This window comes from Elongatibacter sediminis (assembly GCF_037892215.1).
Classification (GTDB): Bacteria; Pseudomonadota; Gammaproteobacteria; order Xanthomonadales; family SZUA-36; genus Elongatibacter; species Elongatibacter sediminis.
The window spans coordinates 223,902-246,211 of record NZ_JAZHOG010000007.1; the positions used below are offsets into that span (position 1 = coordinate 223,902).

22 protein-coding genes are annotated in these 22,310 nt (G+C 64.9%); 4 read left to right on the forward strand and 18 right to left on the reverse strand.

The window, feature by feature from the left end; all coding sequences use genetic code 11:
- Nucleotides 1-29: 29 nt before the first annotated feature.
- The 10 genes from pabC to V3330_RS12105 form a co-directional block, all read right to left on the reverse strand.
- Nucleotides 30-854, reverse strand: a complete 825-nt coding sequence (gene pabC, locus V3330_RS12060; protein WP_354695673.1) for an aminodeoxychorismate lyase — start codon at nt 852-854, stop codon at nt 30-32.
- Entirely contained in the window at nt 826-2,199 is a 1,374-nt protein-coding gene (locus tag V3330_RS12065; protein ID WP_354695674.1) for an aminodeoxychorismate synthase component I, read from the reverse strand. The genes pabC and V3330_RS12065 overlap by 29 nt, the downstream gene beginning before the upstream one ends.
- A 10-nt stretch (nt 2,200-2,209) precedes the next feature.
- Nucleotides 2,210-3,460, reverse strand: coding sequence for a beta-ketoacyl-ACP synthase II (gene fabF / locus V3330_RS12070; RefSeq protein ID WP_354695675.1), 1,251 nt, complete (start codon nt 3,458-3,460; stop codon nt 2,210-2,212).
- A gap of 104 nt (nt 3,461-3,564) precedes the next feature.
- Nucleotides 3,565-3,798, reverse strand: coding sequence for an acyl carrier protein (acpP, locus tag V3330_RS12075; protein WP_354695676.1), 234 nt, complete (start codon nt 3,796-3,798; stop codon nt 3,565-3,567).
- Nucleotides 3,799-3,958: 160 nt separating this feature from the next.
- Entirely contained in the window at nt 3,959-4,705 is a 747-nt protein-coding gene (gene fabG, locus V3330_RS12080; RefSeq protein ID WP_354695677.1) for a 3-oxoacyl-ACP reductase FabG, read from the reverse strand.
- Between the two features lies 1 nt (nt 4,706).
- Nucleotides 4,707-5,657 carry an ACP S-malonyltransferase gene (gene fabD, locus V3330_RS12085; protein ID WP_354695678.1) on the reverse strand — a complete coding sequence of 317 codons (951 nt, stop codon included), beginning with the start codon at nt 5,655-5,657 and terminating at the stop codon, nt 4,707-4,709.
- A gap of 85 nt (nt 5,658-5,742) precedes the next feature.
- Entirely contained in the window at nt 5,743-6,717 is a 975-nt protein-coding gene (locus V3330_RS12090; RefSeq protein WP_354695679.1) for a beta-ketoacyl-ACP synthase III, read from the reverse strand.
- Nucleotides 6,714-7,745, reverse strand: a complete 1,032-nt coding sequence (plsX, locus tag V3330_RS12095) for a phosphate acyltransferase PlsX (protein ID WP_354695680.1) — start codon at nt 7,743-7,745, stop codon at nt 6,714-6,716. Before plsX ends, V3330_RS12090 begins: the two co-directional genes overlap by 4 nt.
- Nucleotides 7,746-7,818: 73 nt before the next feature.
- The gene (gene rpmF, locus V3330_RS12100) at nt 7,819-8,013 is read right to left on the reverse strand and encodes a 50S ribosomal protein L32 (RefSeq protein WP_354695681.1); all 195 of its coding nucleotides are present in this window, start codon (nt 8,011-8,013) and stop codon (nt 7,819-7,821) included.
- Nucleotides 8,014-8,139: 126 nt separating this feature from the next.
- A complete protein-coding gene (locus V3330_RS12105) occupies nt 8,140-8,703 on the reverse strand; it encodes a YceD family protein (RefSeq protein ID WP_354695682.1) in 564 nt (187 codons plus the stop codon).
- A 121-nt stretch (nt 8,704-8,824) separates the two neighbouring features.
- On the opposite strand from V3330_RS12105, the gene V3330_RS12110 reads away from it, so the two are divergent.
- From V3330_RS12110 to V3330_RS12120, 3 genes are all read left to right on the forward strand, one after another.
- On the forward strand, nt 8,825-9,421 hold the full coding sequence (locus tag V3330_RS12110; protein WP_354695683.1) for a Maf family protein: 597 nt from the start codon (nt 8,825-8,827) through the stop codon (nt 9,419-9,421).
- A gap of 163 nt (nt 9,422-9,584) precedes the next feature.
- A complete protein-coding gene (locus V3330_RS12115; protein ID WP_354695684.1) occupies nt 9,585-11,660 on the forward strand; it encodes a 3-hydroxyacyl-CoA dehydrogenase NAD-binding domain-containing protein in 2,076 nt (691 codons plus the stop codon).
- A complete protein-coding gene (locus tag V3330_RS12120; RefSeq protein WP_354695685.1) occupies nt 11,650-12,930 on the forward strand; it encodes an acetyl-CoA C-acetyltransferase in 1,281 nt (426 codons plus the stop codon). Before V3330_RS12115 ends, V3330_RS12120 begins: the two co-directional genes overlap by 11 nt.
- Before the next feature lie 124 nt (nt 12,931-13,054).
- Here V3330_RS12120 and folD read toward each other — a convergent pair whose 3' ends face one another.
- A complete protein-coding gene (gene folD, locus V3330_RS12125) occupies nt 13,055-13,972 on the reverse strand; it encodes a bifunctional methylenetetrahydrofolate dehydrogenase/methenyltetrahydrofolate cyclohydrolase FolD (RefSeq protein ID WP_354695686.1) in 918 nt (305 codons plus the stop codon).
- Between the two features lie 78 nt (nt 13,973-14,050).
- On the opposite strand from folD, the gene V3330_RS12130 reads away from it, so the two are divergent.
- On the forward strand, nt 14,051-14,539 hold the full coding sequence (locus V3330_RS12130; RefSeq protein ID WP_354695687.1) for a glutathione peroxidase: 489 nt from the start codon (nt 14,051-14,053) through the stop codon (nt 14,537-14,539).
- A gap of 64 nt (nt 14,540-14,603) precedes the next feature.
- Here the strand turns inward: V3330_RS12130 and der are convergent, their stop codons facing one another.
- The 7 genes from der to rlmN form a co-directional block, all read right to left on the reverse strand.
- Entirely contained in the window at nt 14,604-16,010 is a 1,407-nt protein-coding gene (gene der, locus V3330_RS12135) for a ribosome biogenesis GTPase Der (RefSeq protein ID WP_354695688.1), read from the reverse strand.
- A gap of 68 nt (nt 16,011-16,078) precedes the next feature.
- A complete protein-coding gene (bamB, locus tag V3330_RS12140; RefSeq protein ID WP_354695689.1) occupies nt 16,079-17,287 on the reverse strand; it encodes an outer membrane protein assembly factor BamB in 1,209 nt (402 codons plus the stop codon).
- Nucleotides 17,287-17,943 (reverse strand): YfgM family protein, encoded by a 657-nt coding sequence (locus tag V3330_RS12145; protein WP_354695690.1) that lies wholly within the window; start codon nt 17,941-17,943, stop codon nt 17,287-17,289. Before V3330_RS12145 ends, bamB begins: the two co-directional genes overlap by 1 nt.
- 64 nt (nt 17,944-18,007) lie before the next feature.
- Nucleotides 18,008-19,321 (reverse strand): histidine--tRNA ligase, encoded by a 1,314-nt coding sequence (gene hisS / locus V3330_RS12150; protein WP_354695691.1) that lies wholly within the window; start codon nt 19,319-19,321, stop codon nt 18,008-18,010.
- Between the two features lie 63 nt (nt 19,322-19,384).
- Entirely contained in the window at nt 19,385-20,392 is a 1,008-nt protein-coding gene (locus V3330_RS12155) for a RodZ domain-containing protein (RefSeq protein WP_354695692.1), read from the reverse strand.
- On the reverse strand, nt 20,389-21,186 hold the full coding sequence (gene pilW / locus V3330_RS12160) for a type IV pilus biogenesis/stability protein PilW (RefSeq protein WP_354695693.1): 798 nt from the start codon (nt 21,184-21,186) through the stop codon (nt 20,389-20,391). Before pilW ends, V3330_RS12155 begins: the two co-directional genes overlap by 4 nt.
- Nucleotides 21,183-22,289, reverse strand: coding sequence for a dual-specificity RNA methyltransferase RlmN (gene rlmN, locus V3330_RS12165; RefSeq protein WP_435791823.1), 1,107 nt, complete (start codon nt 22,287-22,289; stop codon nt 21,183-21,185). The genes pilW and rlmN overlap by 4 nt, the downstream gene beginning before the upstream one ends.
- Nucleotides 22,290-22,310 lie beyond the last annotated feature (21 nt).

The following is a 22,310-nucleotide window of genomic DNA, read 5'->3' on the forward strand; positions in this document are numbered from 1 at the left end:
CAGGTCCGGGTCGGGATGGCACCGACCGCTCACAACGGCTTCAGCCATTCCTGTAGTTCCCGGGTTCGCGGGCCGGGCTCGAAAATCCATTGCCCGATTCTGCGCACCGGAACGATGCCGCGCACGGCGTTGCAGCAGAACACTTCATCCGCGTCGCGCAGCATGTCGAGGGTGACCCGCCGCTGTTCGCAGCGCGCCTTGAAGGCCTGCAGAATCGCCCCGCGCATCACCCCTCGCACGCCGGCCCGGTCCATGCGGGGAGTCAACAAGCGGTCGCCCACCACGAGAAACAGGTTGCCCGACAGAGCGCTGATGACGTAGTCCTCGCTGTCCAGCAGGATGCCCTCGTCGGTGCCGGTGCGGGCCAGCTCCGCGGCCGCCAGCACCTGTTCCAGCCGGTTCAGGTGTTTGATGCCGGCCAGGGCCGGCTGCAGGGCCAGGCGAAAATTGCAGATACGGGCATCCACACCGTGCAGCGCGAACTGCTCCGCGTCTTCGGGAAAAGGATAGGCGGCGACGACGCGGTTGCAATCACTGGTGGTCCCGGGGCGATAGCCTCGCCCCGAGCTGATCCGTGTGAGCAGGATCTTGACCACGCAGCTCGCCAGGCCGGCGCTGACCGTCTGCAGCTCCCGCAACAGCAATGCCTGCGGCACACGGGGCAGCCCCAGGGTTTCACAACCGATGGCCAGCCGGTCCATGTGACCCTGCCAGAACCGCGGTTGCCCGTGAATGACCGCGACGGTTTCAAAAATACCGTCACCGTAGTGCAGTCCGCGATCGTCCACCGCGACGTGGCCGGAAAGTTCTCCGTTGACCAGGCAGTCAAACATGTGCGGCAAGGTCGGGTTCACGCTGCAGGGCCAGCAGTAACCCGCGGGCCTTGTCCTCGGTTTCCCGCAATTCCAGGTCAGGTTGCGAATCCGCCACGATGCCCGCCCCGGTCCGGAAACTGAACGCATTCCCCCGCGTCAGCAGACTGCGGATGAGGATATTCATGTCCATGCGTCCATCACGACCGAGATAGCCCATCGACCCGGTATAGAACCCACGCCCCGCGCGCTCGAGTTCGGCGATGATCTGCATGCAGCGCACCTTGGGACATCCGGTGATCGTACCACCGGGGAACACGGCCTGTATCGCCTGCACGGGCGTTGCCTCCTCGCGCAGGCGGCCGCGCACGTTGGACACGATATGGTGTACGTGGGCGTGGCTTTCGATGACCATCAGCTCGTTCACCTCGACCGTGCCGGGCCGGCACACCCGGCCGAGGTCGTTGCGCTCCAGGTCGATGAGCATGATGTGCTCGGCGCGCTCCTTGAGATTGCCGATCAGTTCCCGCGACATCGCCTGGTCCTGCTCCTGGTTGGCACCGCGTGGCCGGGTGCCGGCGATCGGGCGAGTCTGAACACGGTCACCGCGGATTTCGACGAGCCGTTCCGGCGATGAACTGATCAGGCTGGAGCGGCCCCAGCGCATCAGGCCCGCGAAGGGCGCCGGATTGGTGCGCCGCAGAGCACGGTAAAGAGCCACGGGATCGGGTTCGCGTTGAAAGCGGCCCGTCCAGCCCCGTGAAATATTTACCTGGAACACATCACCCGCGGCCAGGTATTCCAGTACCGAGCGTACGCCGGCGCGAAAGTGCTCCGGATCTTCCTCGCTCAGGTCGGCGAGTCCCGGCAATTCGTCGCGTGGTTCGGCTGCGGTAACCGATTCCAGGGTAGAGAGCAGACGGGTCAGCGCGGTTTCACTCTCCGCCACGGCGCGGGCGCGCGGGCATCCATCGGCATCGGGTTCGACGACGACCGCCGCGGGGCAGCGGTGTGCGAAGGCGTCCGGCATCCCGGTATCCTGTGGCGGCAGGCGCAGGGTGGGTTCGATTTCGCCGGCCATCTCGTAGCCGATGTAGAGGAACCAGCCACCGCAGAATCCGGGTTCGCCTGCGTCGTTTCCGTCGGCTTCCCGGCGCTCTTCGAGATACCAGTTTTCAAGGCGTTCGAAGAAGCCGCTGCCGCGTCCGGGTCCTTCGATCCGGCCGTCCGCCTGGCGGACCAGAACTTCCGGGCCTGCCTGGAACAGAATGCTGCGGCCACGCCCGGAAGCGTCATCCAACAGGTAGGGAAATTCAGCGGGTGCCGTGGCTGCCAGCCCGGCCAGGTCCGGTACCCGGTCGAGACAGTGAATCCAGCCGCCCGCCATGGCGCCCGGGTCAGTCGCGGTAGCGCGAGAAGACCAGCGTTCCGTTGGTGCCGCCGAAACCGAAGGAATTCGAGAGCGCCACGTTGACCGGGCTCTCGCGCGCTTCGTTGGGTACGTAGTCCAGGTCGCAACCCTCGTCGGGGTTCTCCAGGTTGATGGTCGGCGGCAGAATACCGTCGCGAATCGCCAGGATGGTGAAAATCGCTTCGGCACCGCCGGCCGCGCCCAGCAGATGGCCCGTCATGGACTTGGTCGAACTGACAGCCACCTGAATCGCGTGATTGCCCAGGGTCGTCTTGATGGCTTCGGTTTCCGCGCGGTCGCCGAGCCCCGTGGACGTGGCGTGGGCGTTGATGTAGTCCACCGCGGAAGGATCGGTGTGGGCGTCTTCCAGCGCAATGCGCATGCAGCGGGCCGCGCCTTCACCGTCTGCGGACGGCGCCGTCATGTGGTGGGCATCGCCGCTCATGCCGAACCCGGTCAGTTCGGCCAGGATGTTCGCGCCGCGCCGCCGGGCGTGTTCCAGTTCTTCGACCACCAGCACACCGGCGCCGTTGGACAACACGAATCCGTCCCGGTCACGGTCCCAGGGCCGGCTGGCGGCTTCGGGTTCTTCGTTGCGCCTGGAGGTTGCCTTGGCTGAAATGAATCCGGCCATGGCAGTCGGGGTGGTGCCGTACTCGGCGCCGCCGGCGATCATCACGTCGGCGTCGCCGTAACGAATCATGCGCGCCGCCATGCCGATATTGTGGGTGGCGGTGGTGCAAGCCGTGACGATGGCGATATTGGGGCCCTTGTAGCCGAACTTGATGGACAGCATTCCGCTGATCATGTTGACGATCGAGCCCGGAATATAGAACGGCGAAACCCGCCGGGGCCCGCGTTCCTGATAGAGCAGCATCGTTTGCTCAATGGTGGCGATGCCGCCGATGCCGGCACCGAGTGCAAGGCCGACCCGTTCGGGATCCACCGCGACCTCACTCGTTTCCAGGCCGGCGTCGTGAATGGCCTGAATCGACGCCGAGATGCCGTAATGCATGAACTTGTCGTAGCGCCGGGCTTCTTTTTCAGGGATGTATTCGGTGACATCGAAGTCGCGGATTTCACCCGCGATGCGGGTGCCCAGGGGCGAGGCATCGAACTCGGTCAGCGGACCGATGCCGCTGCGACCGTTGCAGATGGCGTCCCAGGAGGACGCGACCGTGTTTCCGACAGGGCTGATCAGCCCCATACCGGTAACGACAATGCGACGTTGGGTCACGGAGTAATCCTCGAAATGCTCAGCTTCGGCTCATTGGGTTCGAGCCGGAGGGTCGATACCGGAGTGGCTGGCAGTAGCCAGCCGCCCCGGGGAATGAACAGGCCTCAGGTGTTGGCCTTGATGTAATCAATCGCCTGTTGAACGCTGGTGATCTTTTCGGCTTCTTCGTCGGGAATCTCGCATTCGAACTCTTCTTCCAGCGCCATGACCAGTTCGACTGTATCCAGCGAGTCCGCACCAAGGTCGTCGACGAACGAAGCGCTGGGCGTGACTTCGTCTTCCTTGACACCGAGTTGTTCGATGACGATTTTCTTGACGCGATCTTCAATGCTGCTCATTTTCGGAGTTATCCTCGTTAGCGTGATACAGGGCCGCAATTCTAGTGAATCTGCGGCGCCGATACCAGTTGATGAACATGCGAGGCAGTATGGGTATTGCCCGCATTCGGAATACAAAAATCTAATATTTCAAACAGGTATAGCATCTTTCCAGAATATTTCACATGTACATGCCGCCGTTGACATGCAACACCTGCCCGGTGATATAGCCCCCCATGGGGGATGCCAGGTAAGCCACGGCCGACGCGATGTCTTCCGGGGCGCCGAGTCGTTGCATCGGAATGTCTTCCAGTAGCCGGTTTCGCTGCTCCTCATCCAGGGCCTCGGTCATGTCGGTGACGATGAAGCCCGGTGCGACCACGTTAACGGTAATGCCTCGCGATCCGACCTCGCGGGCCAGCGAGCGTGAAAAGCCTTCCATGCCGGCCTTGGCCGCCGCGTAACTGGTCTGTCCGGCGTTGCCCATGGAGCCGATCACCGAGGAAATGCTGATGATGCGTCCGTGGCGGGCTTTCATCATGCCCCGCAGACAGGCTTTGCTCAAGCGGTAGACCGAGCGCAGGTTGGTGTCCAGAACCGCGGACCAGTCATCTTCTTTCTGGCGCATCAGCAACTGGTCGCGGGTGATGCCGGCGTTGTTGACCAGAATCGCCGGCGCGCCGAGCTCCTCGCCGATCTGTTTCACCAGTGCATCACAGGCCGGTGCGTCGTTGACATCGAGCACGGCGCCGCGGCACTGGGAGTCGATCTCTTTCAGGCGTTCGCTGATCGCCGCCCGCCCGGCATCGCTGGTGGCCGTACCGACCACCACGGCTCCAAGTGCCGCGAGTCGGTCGGCGATGGCGGCGCCGATTCCGCGGCTGGCGCCGGTGACGAGGGCGACCTGTCCTTCCAGGCTCCAGTTCATTTCAACTACTCCAGCTGTTCAGGGTTGTCTGCAGGGCATCGAAATCCGTCAGTGCCTTGATTTCGGCGCCGCGGCTGATGCGTCGGTTCAATCCGGCGAGGACCTTGCCGGGTCCGCATTCGGCGAAGCGGGTGACGCCACGTGATTCCATTTCGCGGATGGTTTCAGCCCAGCGCACCGGTTGCCACAACTGTTTCACCAGGGCTTCCCGAATGGAATCCGCCCCGGTGTGAGCCTGCACGTCGGCATTGTGCAGAACCGGGGTGGAACCGGGCTGGATCCCGGTGTCGACCAGCGTGATCTCGAGTTCTCGCGAGGCGCTGCGCATCAGTGCGCAATGGGACGGCACGCTGACCGGTAAATTGACCGCCCGGCGCGCCCCCGCTTCCAGCGCCAACGCGCAGGCCCGTTCGACCGCGTCCTTGTCGCCGGCGATCACGGTCTGTCCCGGCGAATTGAAATTGGCGCACGACACCACCTGGCCCTGGGCGGCCGCCTCGCAGGCCTCGCGCAGCGGCGTGTCCTCGAGCCCGATGATGGCGGCCATGGCGCCGGTGCCCGCCGGTGTTGCCGCCTGCATCAGGCGTGCCCGTTCGGCCACCACCGCCACGGCCGTGCCGAACTCGAGGTTGCCCGCCGCCACCAGCGCCGAATATTCGCCGAGGCTGTGTCCGGCCATCAGGTCCGGTTCAAATCCACCCAGATCACGCCACACCCGCCAGGTGGCCACACCAGCCGCCAGCATGGCGGGCTGCGTCACCTCGGTTTGATTGAGTCGCTCAGCCGGCCCTTCCAGGGTCAATTCCCACAGGTTGTAACCCAGTACCTGCGATGCTTCGTCGAAAGTGTTCTTGACCCAGGGCGAGTGCCGCGCCAGATCGGCCAGCATGCCGACGGATTGCGAGCCCTGGCCGGGAAACAAAAAAGCGGTTTTCTGTCGGTTTTGATTCATGTCTTTATGAAGTGATCAGCGAGTTCTCGTGCCGGGCTGCACCGTGCCGTCATGGGCGCCCCTCGGTGCCCGGCTTGCATCCCGTTCAGTAGCGGATCAGGGCGGAACCCCAGGTGAAACCGCCGCCGAAGGCCTCCAGCAGCAGCATGTCGCCCCGCTTTACCCGGCCGTCGCGCACCGCTTCGTCGAGCGCCAGCGGCACCGAGGCCGCCGAGGTGTTCCCGTGCCGGTCAACGGTTACGACCACCTGGTCCATGCTCATGTCCAGCATGCGTGCGGTCGCGGTAATGATGCGGTAATTGGCCTGATGCGGGATGAGCCAGTCCAGTTCCGACTTGTCGAGATTGTTGGCTCCCAGCGTTTCCTTGACGATCCGGCCCAGGGTGCGCACCGCCACCTTGAATACTTCGTTCCCGCGCATGACGATCTCCGGACGTCCCTCGTTCTCCTCGATGCCATCGAAACCCCGTGACACGCCGACGTGGGTCGTCAGCAGGTCGGCGTAGGCGCCGTCGGCATGGATGTGGGTCGACAGAACGCCGGCCTCTTCGGACGCTTCCAGCACCACCGCGCCTGCGCCGTCGCCGAACAACACAGCGGTTTCGCGCTTGTTCCAGTTGAGCAGTTTGGTCAGGGTCTCCGCGCCGATAACCAGTACCTTGCGGCTGTCGCCGCAGCGAATGAACTTGTCCGCCACGCTGAGCGCGTAGAGGAAGCCCGAACATGCCGCGTTCACGTCCATCGCGCCAATGTCGCGCAGTCCCAGTTCCTTCTGCAGCAGGCAGGCGGTGCTGGGGAAAATGAGATCGGGCGTGGTCGTACCCACGACCAGGAGGTCGATTTCCTCCGGCGCCACACCAGCGGCCTCGAGGGCCTTGCGGCCGGCTTCCGCCGACATCGACAGTGTGGTTTCGCCATCCGAAACCACGCGCCGTTCGTGAATGCCGGTGCGTTCGCGAATCCACTGATCGTTGGTGTCCATGATTTTCTCGAGATCATGGTTGGTCACGATCTTGGCGGGCAGATGGCTGCCGGTGCCGGCGATTCTCGAATAGATCACGCTTCCGTCTCCAGTTGAAAGGCCTGCATCGACGCCTCGATCCGATCAGGCACTCCGCGGCGGGCCTCGCGTCCCGCCTCCAGGATCGCCCGGGTCATGGCCCGGCAATCCGCGCCACCATGACTCTTGACGACCACCCGTTTGAGTCCAAGCAGCGGCGCACCATTATGCTCGGCGGGGTCCAGTGGCGCCAGCGCCCGCCGAATCGCCGGGCCGGCAAGCAGCGCTCCGAGGCGGCTGGCCAGCGAAGACGAAAGTGCGTTGCGGAACTCGTTGACCAGCATGCGGGCCAGACCTTCGCTGGCTTTCAGGATCAGGTTGCCGCTGAATCCGTCACAGACGGCGACATCCACGTTGCCGGAATAAATGTCGTGTCCTTCGACGAAGCCGACGTAGTTCAATCGCAGTTCCTTCAGAGCCGCATGCGCCTCGCGAACGGCTTCATGGCCCTTGCCATCCTCGTGGCCGACATTGAGCAGGCCGACCCGCGGGTTTTCCACCCGGTCCGCCGTTTCGGCCGTGACCGCGCCCATCACCGCGAACTGCACCAGCTGGCGCGCGCTGACATGCAGGTTGGCGCCCAGGTCGAGCATTGCCGTACGGCAATGTGGCAGGGGCACCCAGGCCATCAGGGCCGGGCGTTGCAGACCCGGCAACAAGCCGACTTGCTTGACCCCCAGCGCCATCAGCGCACCCGTGCCCCCGCCAGAGACACAGGCGCCCGCCGAGCCGTCCGCGACCATTTGCAGGGCCAGCCACATGCTGCTCTTGCGGCCGCGCCGCAGCGCCGTCGCCGGACCGGCATCCATCGGCAGGATGTCCTCGGCATGCCGGATCTGGATGCGATCGGACGGTGCTTGCCTGCACGAAGCCAGGGCCTGACGGATTTCGGGTTCACGCCCGACCAGCACGGCCTGCAGGCGCGTGTCGGTACGCAGCGCCGCCACCGCCGCCGGCACCGTGACGACCACACCGTGGTCGCCACCGTGGGCGTCGATGGCAAGCATCGCGGGATCAGCGGCTGTCATGAAAGCGACACGTTCGCGGCAGAATTTTCCGCCGCCGGCGTGTCACCCGCGGCGGAAAATATTCCGAAAACGATTACTCTTCGTCGAACTCGACGACTTTACTGTCAATGACCTTGCGGCCCTTGTAGTAGCCCTCGGGGCTGACGTGGTGGCGCAGATGCGTCTCACCGGTGGTGGGATCGACCGACAGGGTCGGTGCACTGATGGCGTCGTGGGAGCGACGCATTCCCCGTTTGGACGGAGTCTTCCTGTTTTGTTGAACTGCCATTGCGATTCTCCCGCTGTGACTCTCTGATTATGGGCTGAAGCCCGTCGTTACTGCAAAATCGATTGTGTGTCTAAAATCCCTGGCCGCGTTTCAATCGCCATTGCCGGCTTGAAGCGCGGCCGGGTACTACTGTTCTTCTTCCGGCTTGCCGGACTGTTTGCGGGCCAGTTGCTCGGCCAGGTCCGCGAACGGCCGCCGCGTCGGCTCGTCGCTCGATGACGCAGGCGGCTCGTCCTGCTCCGATCCAGACCGGCCAAAGGAGCGGCGTACCGCATCCACGGCCGGATCACGCGGGACCTGTGGCGCGCCCAGCAGCAACTCGTCCTCGACCAGATCCCGCAACTGGATCCGGCCGTTTTCCGCCAGCGCCGGTTCGTAATGTCCCGGCAGGTCCGATTCCTCGTCCGCCGAGGTGATCACACCGAGCAGCGAACGCCGCTGCACGGATTCCTCGTATCGTTTCAGGCTGCGCTGGCAAATCATCGGCAGCTTTGCCCGAACCTCGATGCGGATCACCGCGTTGCGTTCCTCGTCGAACCGGAACTGCGCGGTGAATTCGGCCTCGCCGACCGGTGGCTCCAGCAGGGGCATCAGCCGCGCCATACGGTCCATGGGCACGGTGCCGGAAAACGTCCTGCGGCCTTCCGCCGCCTTCCAGGGATCGACCTGGTCGGGATAGTCCCGTGACATTTCCGCCTCCGTGCTGGACCTGTACTTCGGCCCGGCCCCATAATGGCGCCGCCCGAACCCCGCGTGCCACGCACACAGGCCGATGAAGCGGCAAACGCAAACCCGCTATTTTACAACATAAATGCATAAACCGACACACCCCCCTCCCCTTATTCTTGCTTCGACCAGCCGCTACCGGGCGGAGCTGTTACGACGCCTGGGCGTGGACTTCGCCACGGTATCGCCGGAAATCCCTGAAGATCCGCATCCCGGTGAGGACGCCCACGCCCTGACCCGCCGCCTGGCAGGCGACAAGGCAGCCGCGGTGGCGCGGGTTCACCCCGATGCCGTCGTGATCGGCTCCGACCAGGTCGCCGAGTTCCAGGGGCGCATCATCGGCAAGCCGGGAACCGTTGAGCGCGCGTGTGCGCAGTTGCTGGAGTTCAGTGGCCAAACGGTTCGGTTTCTGACCGCCGTATCTCTGCAGCGCGAGTCGTCCGGTCTGAAGCTCGACGAACTGGTGGTCACGGAAATCCACTTCCGGGAACTGCGGGCCGCGGAAGTTCAACGCTACGTGGAACACGATCAACCGCTGGATTGCGCTGGCAGTTTCAAATCCGAACGCGCCGGGCCGGTGCTGATGCGCGGCATGCGGGCCGACGATCCGACCGCCATCATCGGGCTGCCGCTGATCGCCGTGTCCGGCATGTTGCGCCAGGCAGGGTTCGTTTTGCCGTGACCCGCGCCGGGCGCGTTGGTCGTGTCCGGTGCATCTGTCATAATGAAAGATCCTTGCGGGTGATTCTGAGCAGGCGAGCCGCAGGGGCCGGTTTCGGCGCACGACCGGACCCATTACGGGTTTTTTTTCACTTACGCCATACTTTGCCGTACGGAGCTTGAGCATGAGCCAAACTGAATTCACGCACTGGCGCATCGAGCACGATCTCGACGGAATACGCTGGGCGACCCTGGATCGCGCCGGCGAGTCGGCCAACAGTCTTTCCCGCGACGTGTTGAGCGAACTCGACACCCTGGTCCGGGATGCGGCACGGGATGGCCCGCGCGGCCTCGTATTCCAGTCCGGGAAACCGGGCTCGTTCATCGTTGGCGCAGACGTGCGCGAATTCGAAGACGTCACCGATCCAGAGGAAGCCGCGGCCTCCATTCGCGAGATTCACGCCCTGTTCGATCGCATCGAAGCCCTGCCCTTTCCCGTCGTCGTCGCCATCGACGGCGTCTGCCTGGGCGGCGGACTCGAACTGGCGCTGGCCTGCCATTACCGGATCGCCCACAACACGGACCGCACCCGCCTGGGCTTTCCGGAGGTGAAACTGGGCATTTACCCGGGTTTTGGAGGCAGCGCGCGCAGCACCCGGTTGCTGGGTGGGCCGAAGGCGCTCGAAACCATGCTCAGCGCCCGCATGCTGCGGGCGCCCCAGGCCCGGGCCATCGGGCTCGTGGACAAGCTGGTCGGGCCGCATGGTGAATTGCGCTGGGCGGCTCGCAATGCCATCTTGAAAAACCGGCGCAATTCCGGCCCCGGTTGGCTGCAACGGCTCAGCAACACGGCCCCCGCACGCAAGGCCATGGCCGGCATGATCCGGCGCAAGACCGCCGAGCGGGCCAACCCGGATCACTACCCGGCCCCGTTCGCGCTGATCGATGCCTGGGAGGAATTCGGCGGCAGCAAGGCGGACATGCTCGAAGCCGAGGCCCGGCGGGTTGGCGAACTGATCACGAGTGACACCTCGGCCGGTCTGCGACGCGTGTTCTGGTTGATGGAGCGGCTCAAGGAAGAAGGCAAGAAATCGTCGTTCCGGGCCCGCCGGGTGCACGTGGTCGGTGCCGGGGTCATGGGGGGTGACATTGCCGCCTGGTGCGTGTTGCAGGGGCTGGAAGTGACCTTGCAGGACCGTGAAATGAAATACATCGAGCCGGCCATCGAGCGGGCCGGAAAACTGTTCAAACGCAAGCTTCGCACCCCGCCCCGTATCGCCGCCGCGCGCAGCCGTCTGATCGCGGACGTCGAAGGCCGTGGCGTAGCCCGGGCCGATGTCGTGATCGAAGCGATTTTCGAGAACGCCGACGCCAAACGGGAACTGTACCGGTCGCTGGAACCGGAAATGGCCGCGGACGCGATTCTGGCCACCAACACGTCGGCCATCCCGCTGGGCGAGCTGGCCAGCGTGTTGCAGCGGCCCGAGCGCCTGGTGGGACTGCACTTTTTCAATCCGGTGGCCAAGATGCCGCTGGTGGAGGTGGTGCATGACGCCGCCACCGACCCCGGCGAAATCGAACGTGCCGCGGCATTCTGCAACCAGATATCCCGCTTTCCGCTGCCCGTTCGCAGCAGCCCCGGTTTCCTGGTGAACCGGGTCCTCGCACCCTACATGCAGAAGGCCCTGCAGATTCACCGCGAGCGCGGCGTACCCAAAGAGGCCCTGGATCGTGCCGCGACCGATTTCGGCATGCCCATGGGGCCGGTGGAACTGGCCGACACGGTGGGCCTGGATGTCGGCGTCAGCGTGATGCAGATGCTGGGGGGCGAGGCGGCGGCCGAAGACATCGCCGCCATCCGTGAGCTGGTCGAAGCGGGCAAGCTGGGCAAGAAGTCGGGTGAAGGCTTCTACGTCTGGAAAGACGGCAAGCCGGTCAAGGATGACGATGCGGTGGACGGCATCAATCTCAAGACCCTGTCCAGGGAGTTGATGCAGCCCTACTTCGATGAGTGTCGTGCCTGCCTGGCCGACGGCATCGTCGCCGATGCCGCGGTGCTCGACGCCGGCATGGTGTTCGGAACCGGTTTCGCGCCGTTCCGCGGTGGTCCACTGCACTACCTGGAACGGAGCGGTGGCAGTGAACCCGATCCCGTACCGGACATCAAGGACGGAGCGGATCGGCAGCAACCGGATGGGACACACGAACCTGCCCGCGAAAACGGGGAAACCAAGAACGAGGAGCACAAAAATGACGACTGAACTACGCCGCGTGGCCGTCATCGGCGGCAGCCGAATCCCGTTCTGCCGTTCCAACACGCTGTATGCCGATCGCACCAACATGGACATGCTGGCGGCCGCCCTGCAGGGGTTGGTCGACCGTTTCGGACTCGACGGCGCCCAACCCGACGAAGTTGTCGCCGGCGCGGTGACCACCCATTCGCGTGACTGGAACCTGGCCCGCGAGGCCCTGTTGTCCACCACTCTGTCGCCGCTCACACCGGGCATCACCCTGCAGCAGGCCTGCGGGACCAGCCTGCAGGCGGCGCTGATGATCGGTGCCAAAATCGCTTCCGGGCAAATCGAATGCGGTATCGCCGCGGGTACCGATACCACGTCCGATCCGCCCATCGTGTTTGGGCGCAAATTCGCGCAGCGCCTCGCCAGGGCCGGCACTGCGCGAACCATCGGGGATCGGCTCAAGGCGTTCAAGGGCCTGAGCCCGGGTGAGCTGAAACCGGTGGTGCCCGCCAACGGCGAGCCGCGAACCGGCATGTCCATGGGCCAGCACTGCGAACGCATGGCGCGGGAATGGAAGATTCCGCGCGAAGCGCAGGATGAGCTGGCGCTGACCAGCCATCAGCGCGCTGCCGCGGCCTATGACAGCGGATTCTTCGACCCGCTGGTTCAGACCTGGTCCGGAGTCGCGCGTGACAACAACCTCAGGCCGGATACGTCCCTGGAAAAACTGGGACAACTACGCACGGTATTCGCGCGCGATGAAGCGGCCACTCTGACCGCGGGCAACAGCACGCCCTTGACCGACGGCGCCGCCGCGGTGCTGCTGGCATCCGAGGACTGGGCGCGTGAACATGATTTGCCGGTCCAGGCCTGGTTGACCGCCGGCCGCACGTCCGCCGTCGACTTCGTCCACGACGAAGGCCTGTTGATGGCGCCGACCGTCGCCGTCGCGGAGATGCTGCAGCGGTCCCGGCTCGATCTGCAGTCCTTCGATTTCTACGAAATCCACGAGGCGTTCGCCGCCCAGGTGCTGTGTACCCTCGCTGCCTGGGAGTCGGACCGTTACTGCCGCGAACGGCTGGGCCTGGAGCAGGCGCTGGGGCCGATTGACCGCGAACGCCTGAACGTACACGGCAGCAGCCTCGCTGTGGGTCATCCCTTCGCCGCCACCGGTGCGCGCATCCTGGGCACCCTGGCGGAAAGCCTGCAGCGCGCGGGCGGTGGCCGCGGACTGATCTCGATCTGCACCGCCGGCGGCATGGGCGTGGCGGCGATCCTGGAGCATTCGTAACGGCCGGGTGTTCCCCCGGCCGGTGGACGGGCGAAGGCGTTAACACCGTTCGCGCCAAAGCCTTGTCGCAGGGTGCGCGTACGCAAGCGCCTGCGGAGCACCGCGAACGGGATTGAAAGGCGGTTCAGCCGGTTGAGTGCGGGTGGTACGGCAACTCGACCTGCAGTCCGGCCGCTTCCGCGGTATTCAGCATCAGCATCGCACGGGTCATCGGGCCGACGCCGCCGGGTACGGGGCTGATCCACGCGGCGCGTTGGCTGGCCGCCTCGAAGTCGATGTCCCCGGTAATGCGTCCATCGGCCATGCGGTTGATGCCGACATCCACGACGATCGCGCCCGGCTGGATCCATTCCGGCCGCACGACGCCGGGCTTGCCCACGGCGCAGACCACGACATCCGCCTGGCGAACATGGTCCTCGAGGTCATGCGTGAAACGGTGGGTCACGGTGGTGGTCGCACCCGCCAGCAGCAGCTCCAGCGACATCGGCCGGCCCACGATGTTGGAGGCCCCGACCACGATGGCGTGTTTCGAGCGGATTTCCAGTCCATGAAAGCTGAGCAGTGCCATCACACCACGCGGCGTGCACGGCCGCAGACCCGGCTGCCGCAGCGCCAGGCGACCCACGTTGAAGGCGTGAAAGCCATCGACATCCTTGTCCGCGTCGATGCTGTTGGTGACGGCGACCTCGTCGATCTGGGCTGGCAGGGGCAGTTGCACCAGGATGCCATCGATGGCGGGATCGTCGTTGAGCTGTTGGATCAGGTCGAGCAGCGTTTCCTGTGAGGTCGACGCGTCGAGGTCGAAATCGCGCGCCTCGATGCCGGCCCGTTCGCAGTCGCGGCGCTTGGCCCGCACGTAAATCTGCGATGCGGGATCGGCGCCCACCAGGACCACCGCCAGACCCGGCCGGCGACCGCCGGCCGCCACGTGCCGTTCGATCGAATCGTGCACGCGTTCGATTACGGCCGCGCTGGCGGCGTTGCCGTCGAGAATGCGGGCCGAGTGCGCGGCCTGGGTTGTGGCTGGCTTGTTGCTGTTCATGCAGTTCCGGCTCCTCGGAGGAAGAAACATGGGTCAATCTGGGCTATCCTGACCGGACGTCAGGAGGACACTGATTTCATGCGCGTACACGAATATGCATTTCGCTCGATAACCGGCGCAAGCATGCCACTGGAACGCTGGAATGGCCAGCCCATTCTGCTCGTCAATACCGCGTCGGAATGCGGGTTCACACCGCAATACGCCGGTCTGCAGTCGCTGTGGACCGAGTACCAGCGCAGCGGGCTGATGGTGATCGGCGTTCCGTGCAACGAATTCGGCGAACAGGAACCGGGTGAGTCGGAGCAGATCGCGGCTTTTTGCAGCGAAAATTACGGAGTGACCTTTCCGCTCACCGAGCGCCAGTCCATCATCGGCGCCAGCCCGCACCCGCTGTTCATCGCGCTGCGCGAAGAGTACACCGCGGACGTGCTGCCTCGCTGGAACTTCCACAAGTACCTGTTCAGTCGTGAGGGTGACCTGGTCGAACACTGGCCGTCGAAAGTCGCTCCGGACGACGCCGGCTTTCGCCACACCATCGAACGCAACCTGGGCTCCTGGTCGCTCTAGCCGGCGATAGAACGGGCCCGGCCTGCGGCGGCAGGCCCCGCCTCCCGAACCCGGTTCGGGCACTTCAGCGCTTGCGGCCGGTGAATTTCTTCAGGCGTTTGCGCTTGGCCAACTGGCGCGGGGTGAGCGTATTCTTGCGCCCCTTGTACGGATTGTCGCTGTCGCGGTATTCGATGCGCAACGGCGTGCCCTTCAAACCGAAATGGTCGATGACCCGATTGGCGAGATAGCGCGTGTAACTCTCCGGAACGGTCCGGGTGCGGCTGCCGTGAATGACGATGCGCGGTGGCAGTCGCCCACCGGCGTGGGCGTAACGCAGCTTGGCCGTGCGGCCGTGGACCATGGGAGGCTGGTGGGCCTCGAAGGCCGCGTTCAAGACGCGCGTGAGCTCCGAGGTCGGAATGCTCATGGTCGCGCTGCGCCAGGCCTGCTGCACCGCGTCGAGAAGTTCCTGGATTCCGGTGCCGTGCAGGGCCGACATCGTGACCCGGCGCGCCCATGAAACGTAAGTCAGCCGGCGGTCCAGTTCCTGTTTGACCCGGGCGCGATGATCCGCCGGCAAACCGTCCCACTTGTTCAGAACAATGACCAGTGCCCGGCCCTGCTGGAGCACGTGGCCCAGCAGGGTCGTGTCCTGGTCGGTCAGGCCCTCGCTGGCGTCGAGCATCAGGGCCACGACATGGGCCTGTTCGATGGCCTGCAGGGCCTTGATGGTACTGAATTTCTCGACCGCTTCGGTGACCCTCGAACGGCGCCGCACGCCGGCCGTATCGATCAGCAGGTACTCCACACCATCGCGTTCGAGTGGAACCGCGATGGTGTCACGCGTGGTGCCCGGCTGGTCGAAGGCCAGCACCCGCTCCTCGCCCAGCAGGCGATTGACCAGAGTCGACTTGCCGACGTTCGGACGCCCGACGATGGCCAGCCGGATGGCGCCGGGCTCGTCGCTGTCGTCGTCCTCGTCGTTGATCGGGGTTTCCGCAGGCAGGGCATCGGCGGCGGCGTCCATCAGGGTTTCCAGCCCCCGGCGGTGCTCGGCCGAAACGGTCAGCGGTTCGCCCATGCCGAGTTCGGCGAAATCGGCCGCGGCCACGTGATGTTCGAGGCCGTCGATTTTGTTCGCCACCAGCAGCACGGACCGGTCCGAGCGCCGCAGGTCCTCGACGATTTCGCGGTCAGCCGCCGTCAGGCCGTCACGGGCGCTGACCACGAACAGCACCACGGCGGCTTCCTCCACCGCCTGGCGCACCTGCCGGGCGGTCAGTGAGTCGATACCCTCGGCCTGTGCGACCAGTCCACCGGTATCCACCAGCACGCAGGGCCGGGGCCCCACGCGGCAAATGCCGTACTGGCGGTCACGGGTGACCCCGGGCATGTCGGCCACCAGGGCGTCACGGGTGCGGGTCAGCGCGTTGAACAGCGTGGATTTGCCGACGTTGGGCCGTCCGACAATGGCTACGACGGGCAGCACGAGGCACACCCCGAAGTGGGTACGCGGGGATGGGTTGGAACAAAGGAGCGCACGGCCGGCACCCGGGCTTACAAGGCCGCGCCTGCGCGGTAGGCTGCCAGGTTGCCTTTCCGGGTCAGGACGTAAAGCGTGGTGCCTACGGTCAGCGGAGCGGTGGCGAAACCATTGCGCCCCTCGCGCTCACGTGCCACGAATCGGCCCTCTTCCAGGTCGATCCAGTGCAGATAGCCTTCCTGGTCGCCGACCACCAGCATGTCACCGTAAAACGCGGGCCGCGTGACGCCGCGATTGGTGAGCTGATCGATCTTCCACATGGTGGAGCCGTTGCGACGATCCAGCAGCCAGACGTCACCGATCTGGTCGGCGACCGCCAGGTTGGTGCGATCGACCTGTACCCCGGTGGCCGAGGAGATTTCCTTGAACCACAGCAGGCGGCCCGAATCGGCGGCGAGCGAGACGACCCGGTTCTTGTAACTGGAAACGATCAGATCGGAGGCCACGATGACCATCTGGTCGCCGATGTCGGCCAGGCGTTCGAGTTCGGTGCGGCCGTCCGGCGAGGCGATGGCCTGGTTCCAGATCAGGCTGCCGTCGTCCAGTCGCAGTGCCGAGACCGAGCCGTCGTCGTAACCGACGAAGACCGTGCTGCCGCGGACCAGGATGTTGGCGTTACCCCTGAGGGTGAGTAGCGGCACGCTGTGGTCGTAAATCCACAGGCGGGCGCCGTTGCTCGCGTCCAGGCCGAACACCCGCCCGTCGATGCTGCGCACCACCACGACGTCATCGGTCACGCCCGGCACCGCCAATACTTCGGATGAAACCCGGGCGGTCCACATCTGGCTGCCGCTGTCGGCGTTGAAAGCCACGACACCGCCGTCGATGGTTCCCATGACGACCAGCGAGGCGCCCACGCCGGGGCCGCCGGAAAACGGCAACTTGGTTTTGACCTCCCAGATGCGGCGGCCGTCGTCGGCGTCCACGGCCATCAGGCGGCCTTCATAATCTGCCGCGTACAGTTGGCCATCGGCATACACGGGCGGCATGGTCAGTCCGATCTCGCCCATGCCGTCGCCGATATCGGTCGACCAGATTTTGCGAACCTTGACACTGGGCTCGAACTTGACCAGTTCGGCCGGATCACCCGGTTCCGGTTCTCCCCAACCCCGAATCCAGTTGCAACCCGGCAGCGTCAGAACCGCGATCAGCGCGACGGTCATCAGGCGCGCCCGGATTTTTCCGGCTTCGCGCCTGCCGGAAACTGTGTGCCGCCCTCGCATCAGGCCGCGCCCTCCTCATCGGGCACCACGCCCAGGGCTTCGAGCTTCAGCACCAGCGTTGCCCGGTCGCCGACCCCGGGTTCCAGCGAGTCCAGCGCTTCCTGGTAGGCAGTGACCGCATCCTCGCTTCGTCCCAGGGTTTTGAGGATGTCGCCACGCACTTCGGCAAAGCCGGCCACGAATCCTTCGGTTTCAGGCGCGTTCTCGATCAGGCTGAGTGCTTCCTCGGCCTTGTCCTGGGCCAGCAGGAGACGGGCCAGACGAAGCCGGGCTACGGTTTTAAGTGCGGTGGGGCGGCCCTCGTCCATCACGAAGCGGTACTGGTTGATGGCCAGGTCCGGCTGGCTGGCTTCCACCCGCGCACGACCCATTTGCAGCGCCGCCAGCGAAGCGTACGGCGAGTCCGCATGCTGGTCCTGCAGGTTCTGAAAATTGTCCATGGCCGCGTCGAGCTGGCTGGCTGAGAGCAATTCACTCATGACATTGAACTCGGCGTAGGCCTCCTGCTGCTTCGAGGCCTGCCAGCTCTGCCACTGCTTGAATCCGAACAGTCCGCCGAACGCAACGACAATTCCGATGACGATGGCTGCACCGTTTTCCTGCAACCACTTTTTGACGACTTCGCCCTGCTCGTGGGCATCGTAAATCTCAACCATTTATGTTTCTCACTGCAATCGTTCGGTTTACCGGCCGCGGGATGGCCGATGACGGTGGACTATTCTAGTGCATTGGCGGGTCGGACACAGGCCCCCGGGCGGTGGTATCGGACAGCCACTTCCGCAGCCAGTTTTCGAGGTCTTCGACCGGCATACGTTCCTGTTGTGAGCCGGCTTCACGCAGCGGCTTGATCGAAACGGTCTGATTGTTCACTTCTTCCTCGCCGAGAATGAGTGCCAGCGGCGCCTCGCTGCGGTCCGCGCGGCGGAATTGCGCCTTGAAACTGCCACCGGCGAGATTGAGCTGGATGCGCAGTCCGGGCAGTGCGCTGCGCAGGCGTTCGGCCAGGGCCAGGCCCGCCGAAGTGGTGCTGTCGCCGACCAGAACAAAGTACAGGTGGGGCGCCGCCCCGCTCTCTTTCCGGTTCAGACGCATCAATTCGACCAGCCGTTCCTGCCCCATCGCGAAGCCGATGCCGGGCCAGGGCTTGCCGCCCTGGATCTCGACCAGCCCGTCGTAGCGCCCACCCGCGCACACGGTGCCCTGGGCGCCGAGCTCGTCGGTAATCCATTCGAACACCGTGTGGCTGTAGTAATCCAGCCCACGCACCAGGCGCGGGTTGACCCGGTGCGCGACACCGAGATCATCCAGGTAACGCCGCAGGGTGTCGAAATGATCGCGCGATGCTTCCCCCAGGTAACTGTCCAGCGCGGGCGCGCCGGCGATCAGTTCCCGCATGTCCGGGTTTTTGCTGTCGAGAATGCGCAGCGGATTGCGTTCGAGCCGCCGTTGGCTGTCCGCATCCAGCGCGTCCGGGTGGGCGGCGAAGTAGGTTTTCAGTGCTTCCCGGTACGCCGCCCGCTCTTCGGCCGTGCCCAGGGAATTGATTTCCAGGCGCAGGCCGCCGATGCCCAGTGCGTCCCACAGGCGCTTGCACAGGGCCAGCAGCTCGGCATCGACGTCCGGTCCGTGCGCGCCGAACACTTCGGCACCGATCTGGTGGAACTGGCGGGTGCGGCCTTTTTGCGGTCGTTCGCGGCGAAACATGGGGCCGGCGTACCACAGGCGCAGGGGGGTGGCGTACAGCAGACCGTTCTGCAATACCGCGCGCACCACCCCGGCGGTGCCTTCGGGGCGCAGGCTCAACTGGTCGCCATTGCGATCCTCGAAGGTGTACATTTCTTTTTCGACGACGTCGGTGGCATCACCGATGGCGCGTGCGAACAATTCGGTTTTTTCCACCACCGGAATGCGGATTTCGGAGTATGCATAACGCGTGAAGATGTCCGCGACCGTCTGCTCCAGGCGTTGCCATGCAGGAAGGTCGGACGGGAGGATGTCATGCATCCCGCGAATGGATTGGATGGTGGAAGTCAAAACGGTATCACTCCAAAAATCCGCCGCAGACGGATCCGTGCCGGCCCGGGACGGGGCGCTGCTTCAGTCGGCTTCCGGCATTGAGCCGCCGTCGCCCGAATCGGTGCCACCGGCCGGCGGTTCCGACCGCGGATTTGATGCTTCATCCGCCGTGGCTTCGTTGGCCGGGTCGCCGGATTCGCCGCCCAGGGTGATGCGGGCGACATTGCCGCGCGTATGGGGGCCGAGGTCAATGGACTCCCCGTTGAAGACGAGATCGATGGACGATGCCCGTCCGAGCAGCAGCCGGAACGGCTCCTTGCCCTGATAGTTGCGTTGACTGCCGGCGCGCATCAGGTCCATCTCGATACGATCGCCGTTGCCGTCGACGATTTCGATCCAGCTGTCCGCCGAAGTGGAGATGGCCAGCGCACCCTGTCCCGGTGTGGCGGCTTGCTCGCCCGCGGCCGGTGTGATGCTGCCCACCGCGGCCCAGGCTTCCTCGGCGATGGTGCGGCGTGCGGCCGGTCGTGCCGGTTCCATGGCCGCGATGGAAGCACGCAGGTGAGATTTCGCGGGTTCGCTGCGCGTGGCGGCGGGTTGGCCGCCCGCATCCGGGTCGGCCGCCGGGGATCCGGCTTTTTCACTCGTCGCCGCGTTAGCCGGGGTGCTGCGGGGATCGCCCTGGGAAAACCGAACCGCTTCGGTGGTGAACTGCCAGACCAGCGCAATCACCACCGCGGATGCCAGCACGTAGCTGGTGGCTTTGAACCAGCGTTCACTGCGGTCTTTGGGCAAGGCGTCGCTGAACACGGGCCGCACGGTGGGTTGGGCGCACGGGGCCTCACCCAGCAGGCATTCCACGTCGGCGGCGGGAATCTTCAGGTGTTGTGCGTAACTGCGGATGTAGCCCTTGAGGTACACGGCGGGCAGATGGCCGGTCGCGTCCGCTTCGATGGCGCGTAAGGTGGAGGGACGGATGTGAAGTTCGGCGGCGATATCGTTCAGCGCCAGTCCCTGGGCCCGACGCGCCAGTCGCAGCGTTTCGCCGAGCGTTTTTGGTATCAGTTCATTCTGGCTATCGGCGTTCAATTGGGTGCTCTCGTCTGTGCGGCTTCCGCAGAGCCTGGAAATTCATCCCTCAATGTGCGCAGGTATGCATCCGCTGCCCGGGCATCGCCCAGGGCGGTTTCAACGCGGTACCCAAGGTACAGACTGGCCGCATTCGGCTCGCCAACAGCCTCGTAACGCTGCAGGAAACCGCGGGCGGGCAGAAACGCTTCCTTGCGGTAGCTGACTTCGGCCATGGGCAGCAATGCCGGCGCATATTTTCCGTCGTATTCAAGGGATTGTCGCAAATACCTCTCAGCTTTGTCCAGATCACCGAGTTCAAGGGCGCAACGGCCGGCATTGGCGTAGGCAACGTATCGGGTGGCGTAAAACGGATCCTTCACCGCGGTCTGGAAATACGCGTCCGCCTTTTCGCCTTCGCCCTGCCCGCACAGAAACACACCGTAATTGTTGTTGACGTCGCCGTTCGCGGGGGCGTATCGGACCGCGAGGCGGTACTCCTCGGCGGCTTCTTCGACCATGTTGATGGTCTCGTAGAGGATGGCCAGAAGGGTGTGCGCCGGCGCGTAGGTGCGGTCGTGGGCCACGGCCCGTTTGAGTTTCTCCAGCGCCACTTCGTACTGGCCGCGATCCATGTACCGGCGCCCGAGGGAGGTGTTGGTTTCCGCCGCCTTGCGCGCCGCGCCGTCCTCGCTCGCGCGCGATGGACCCGTGCTGGCGCAACCGCCGAGCCACGTGGTCAGGAGCACGATACAGGCCAGGTAATGGAAATTCCGCACGGACTGCGCCGCCAGACCGGTGACCGTGCGGGTCACTGCGCGCTCCCGGCGGCGGCGCGCAGCCGTTCACTGCGGCGGGTGCGGTCGAGTACGCGGCCAGCCAGCTGCCCGCAGGCGGCATCGATATCGTCGCCGCGGGTCTTGCGCACCGTTGCGATCAGTCCGCCGGCCATGACGATTTCCTGGAAGGCGCGAATGCGTTCGGGCGGCGAGCAGCGGAAGCGGGTGCCGGGAAACGGGTTGAACGGAATCAGGTTGAGTTTGCTGGGCACGCGACGCAACAGCTTGACCAGTTTGCGGGCATGTTCGGGGTGATCGTTCATGCCGTCGATCAGGGTGTACTCGAAGGTGACGCTGCGCTTGTGCTTGTCCGACACGTAGCGTTGGCAGGCGGCCATCAGTTCCGCGATCGGATATTTGCGGTTGAGTGGAACCAGTTGCTCACGCAGGTCGTCTTCGGGTGCGTGCAGCGAGACCGCCAATGCGACGTCGATGGCGTCACGCAGCCGGTCGATGCCCGGAACCAGGCCGGCCGTCGACAGCGTGACCCGCCGTGCCGCCAGCCCGAAACCCAAATCGTCGCGCAGCAGGGACAGCGCCGGCAACACCGCGTCGAAATTCAGCAGTGGCTCGCCCATGCCCATCAGCACGACATTGGTGATGCGGCGGCGGCCGTTCCGCTCATGTCCCAGCGCACGCGCGGCCTGCCACACCTGGCCAATGATCTCGCCGGTGGTGAGGTTGCGGCTGAAACCCTGCGCGCCGGTGGAACAGAACGTGCAGTTCAACGCGCAGCCCACCTGGGAGGAAATGCACAGGGTGCCCCGGTTCGGTTCGGGAATGTACACCGTTTCGATGGCGTTGCCGCCACCGAAGCCCATCAGCCATTTCACCGTGCCGTCGCGGGAGGTCTGTTCCGACAGCACGCGCGGCGGCTCCAGCACCGCGATTTCTCCCAACCGCGCGCGCAGGTCGGCGCTGAGATTGGTCATGCCTTCGAAATCGGTCTGGCCGTGGTGGTACACCCACTTCAGAACCTGTTCGGCGCGAAACGGCTTCTCGCCGATGGACGCGAAAAACTCACGCAGGCCCGCGTGATCCAGATCGAACAGGTTGATGTGGGTGGAGGTGCCGGGCACGTCGTTCTCCGTAAGCGCTGC

Bases quoted from the DNA above. Each gene is read 5' to 3' on its own strand.
- V3330_RS12065 (WP_354695674.1), bottom strand. From the start codon at position 2,199: ATGGCGGGCGGCTGGATTCACTGTCTCGACCGGGTACCGGACCTGGCC.
- acpP (WP_354695676.1), bottom strand. From the start codon at position 3,798: ATGAGCAGCATTGAAGATCGCGTCAAGAAAATCGTCATCGAACAACTC.
- fabG (WP_354695677.1), bottom strand. From the start codon at position 4,705: ATGAACTGGAGCCTGGAAGGACAGGTCGCCCTCGTCACCGGCGCCAGC.
- fabD (WP_354695678.1), bottom strand. From the start codon at position 5,657: ATGAATCAAAACCGACAGAAAACCGCTTTTTTGTTTCCCGGCCAGGGC.
- plsX (WP_354695680.1), bottom strand. From the start codon at position 7,745: ATGACAGCCGCTGATCCCGCGATGCTTGCCATCGACGCCCACGGTGGC.
- rpmF (WP_354695681.1), bottom strand. From the start codon at position 8,013: ATGGCAGTTCAACAAAACAGGAAGACTCCGTCCAAACGGGGAATGCGT.
- V3330_RS12105 (WP_354695682.1), bottom strand. From the start codon at position 8,703: ATGTCACGGGACTATCCCGACCAGGTCGATCCCTGGAAGGCGGCGGAA.
- V3330_RS12110 (WP_354695683.1), top strand. From the start codon at position 8,825: ATGCATAAACCGACACACCCCCCTCCCCTTATTCTTGCTTCGACCAGC.
- V3330_RS12115 (WP_354695684.1), top strand. From the start codon at position 9,585: ATGAGCCAAACTGAATTCACGCACTGGCGCATCGAGCACGATCTCGAC.
- V3330_RS12120 (WP_354695685.1), top strand. From the start codon at position 11,650: ATGACGACTGAACTACGCCGCGTGGCCGTCATCGGCGGCAGCCGAATC.
- folD (WP_354695686.1), bottom strand. From the start codon at position 13,972: ATGAACAGCAACAAGCCAGCCACAACCCAGGCCGCGCACTCGGCCCGC.
- V3330_RS12130 (WP_354695687.1), top strand. From the start codon at position 14,051: ATGCGCGTACACGAATATGCATTTCGCTCGATAACCGGCGCAAGCATG.
- bamB (WP_354695689.1), bottom strand. From the start codon at position 17,287: ATGCGAGGGCGGCACACAGTTTCCGGCAGGCGCGAAGCCGGAAAAATC.
- V3330_RS12145 (WP_354695690.1), bottom strand. From the start codon at position 17,943: ATGGTTGAGATTTACGATGCCCACGAGCAGGGCGAAGTCGTCAAAAAG.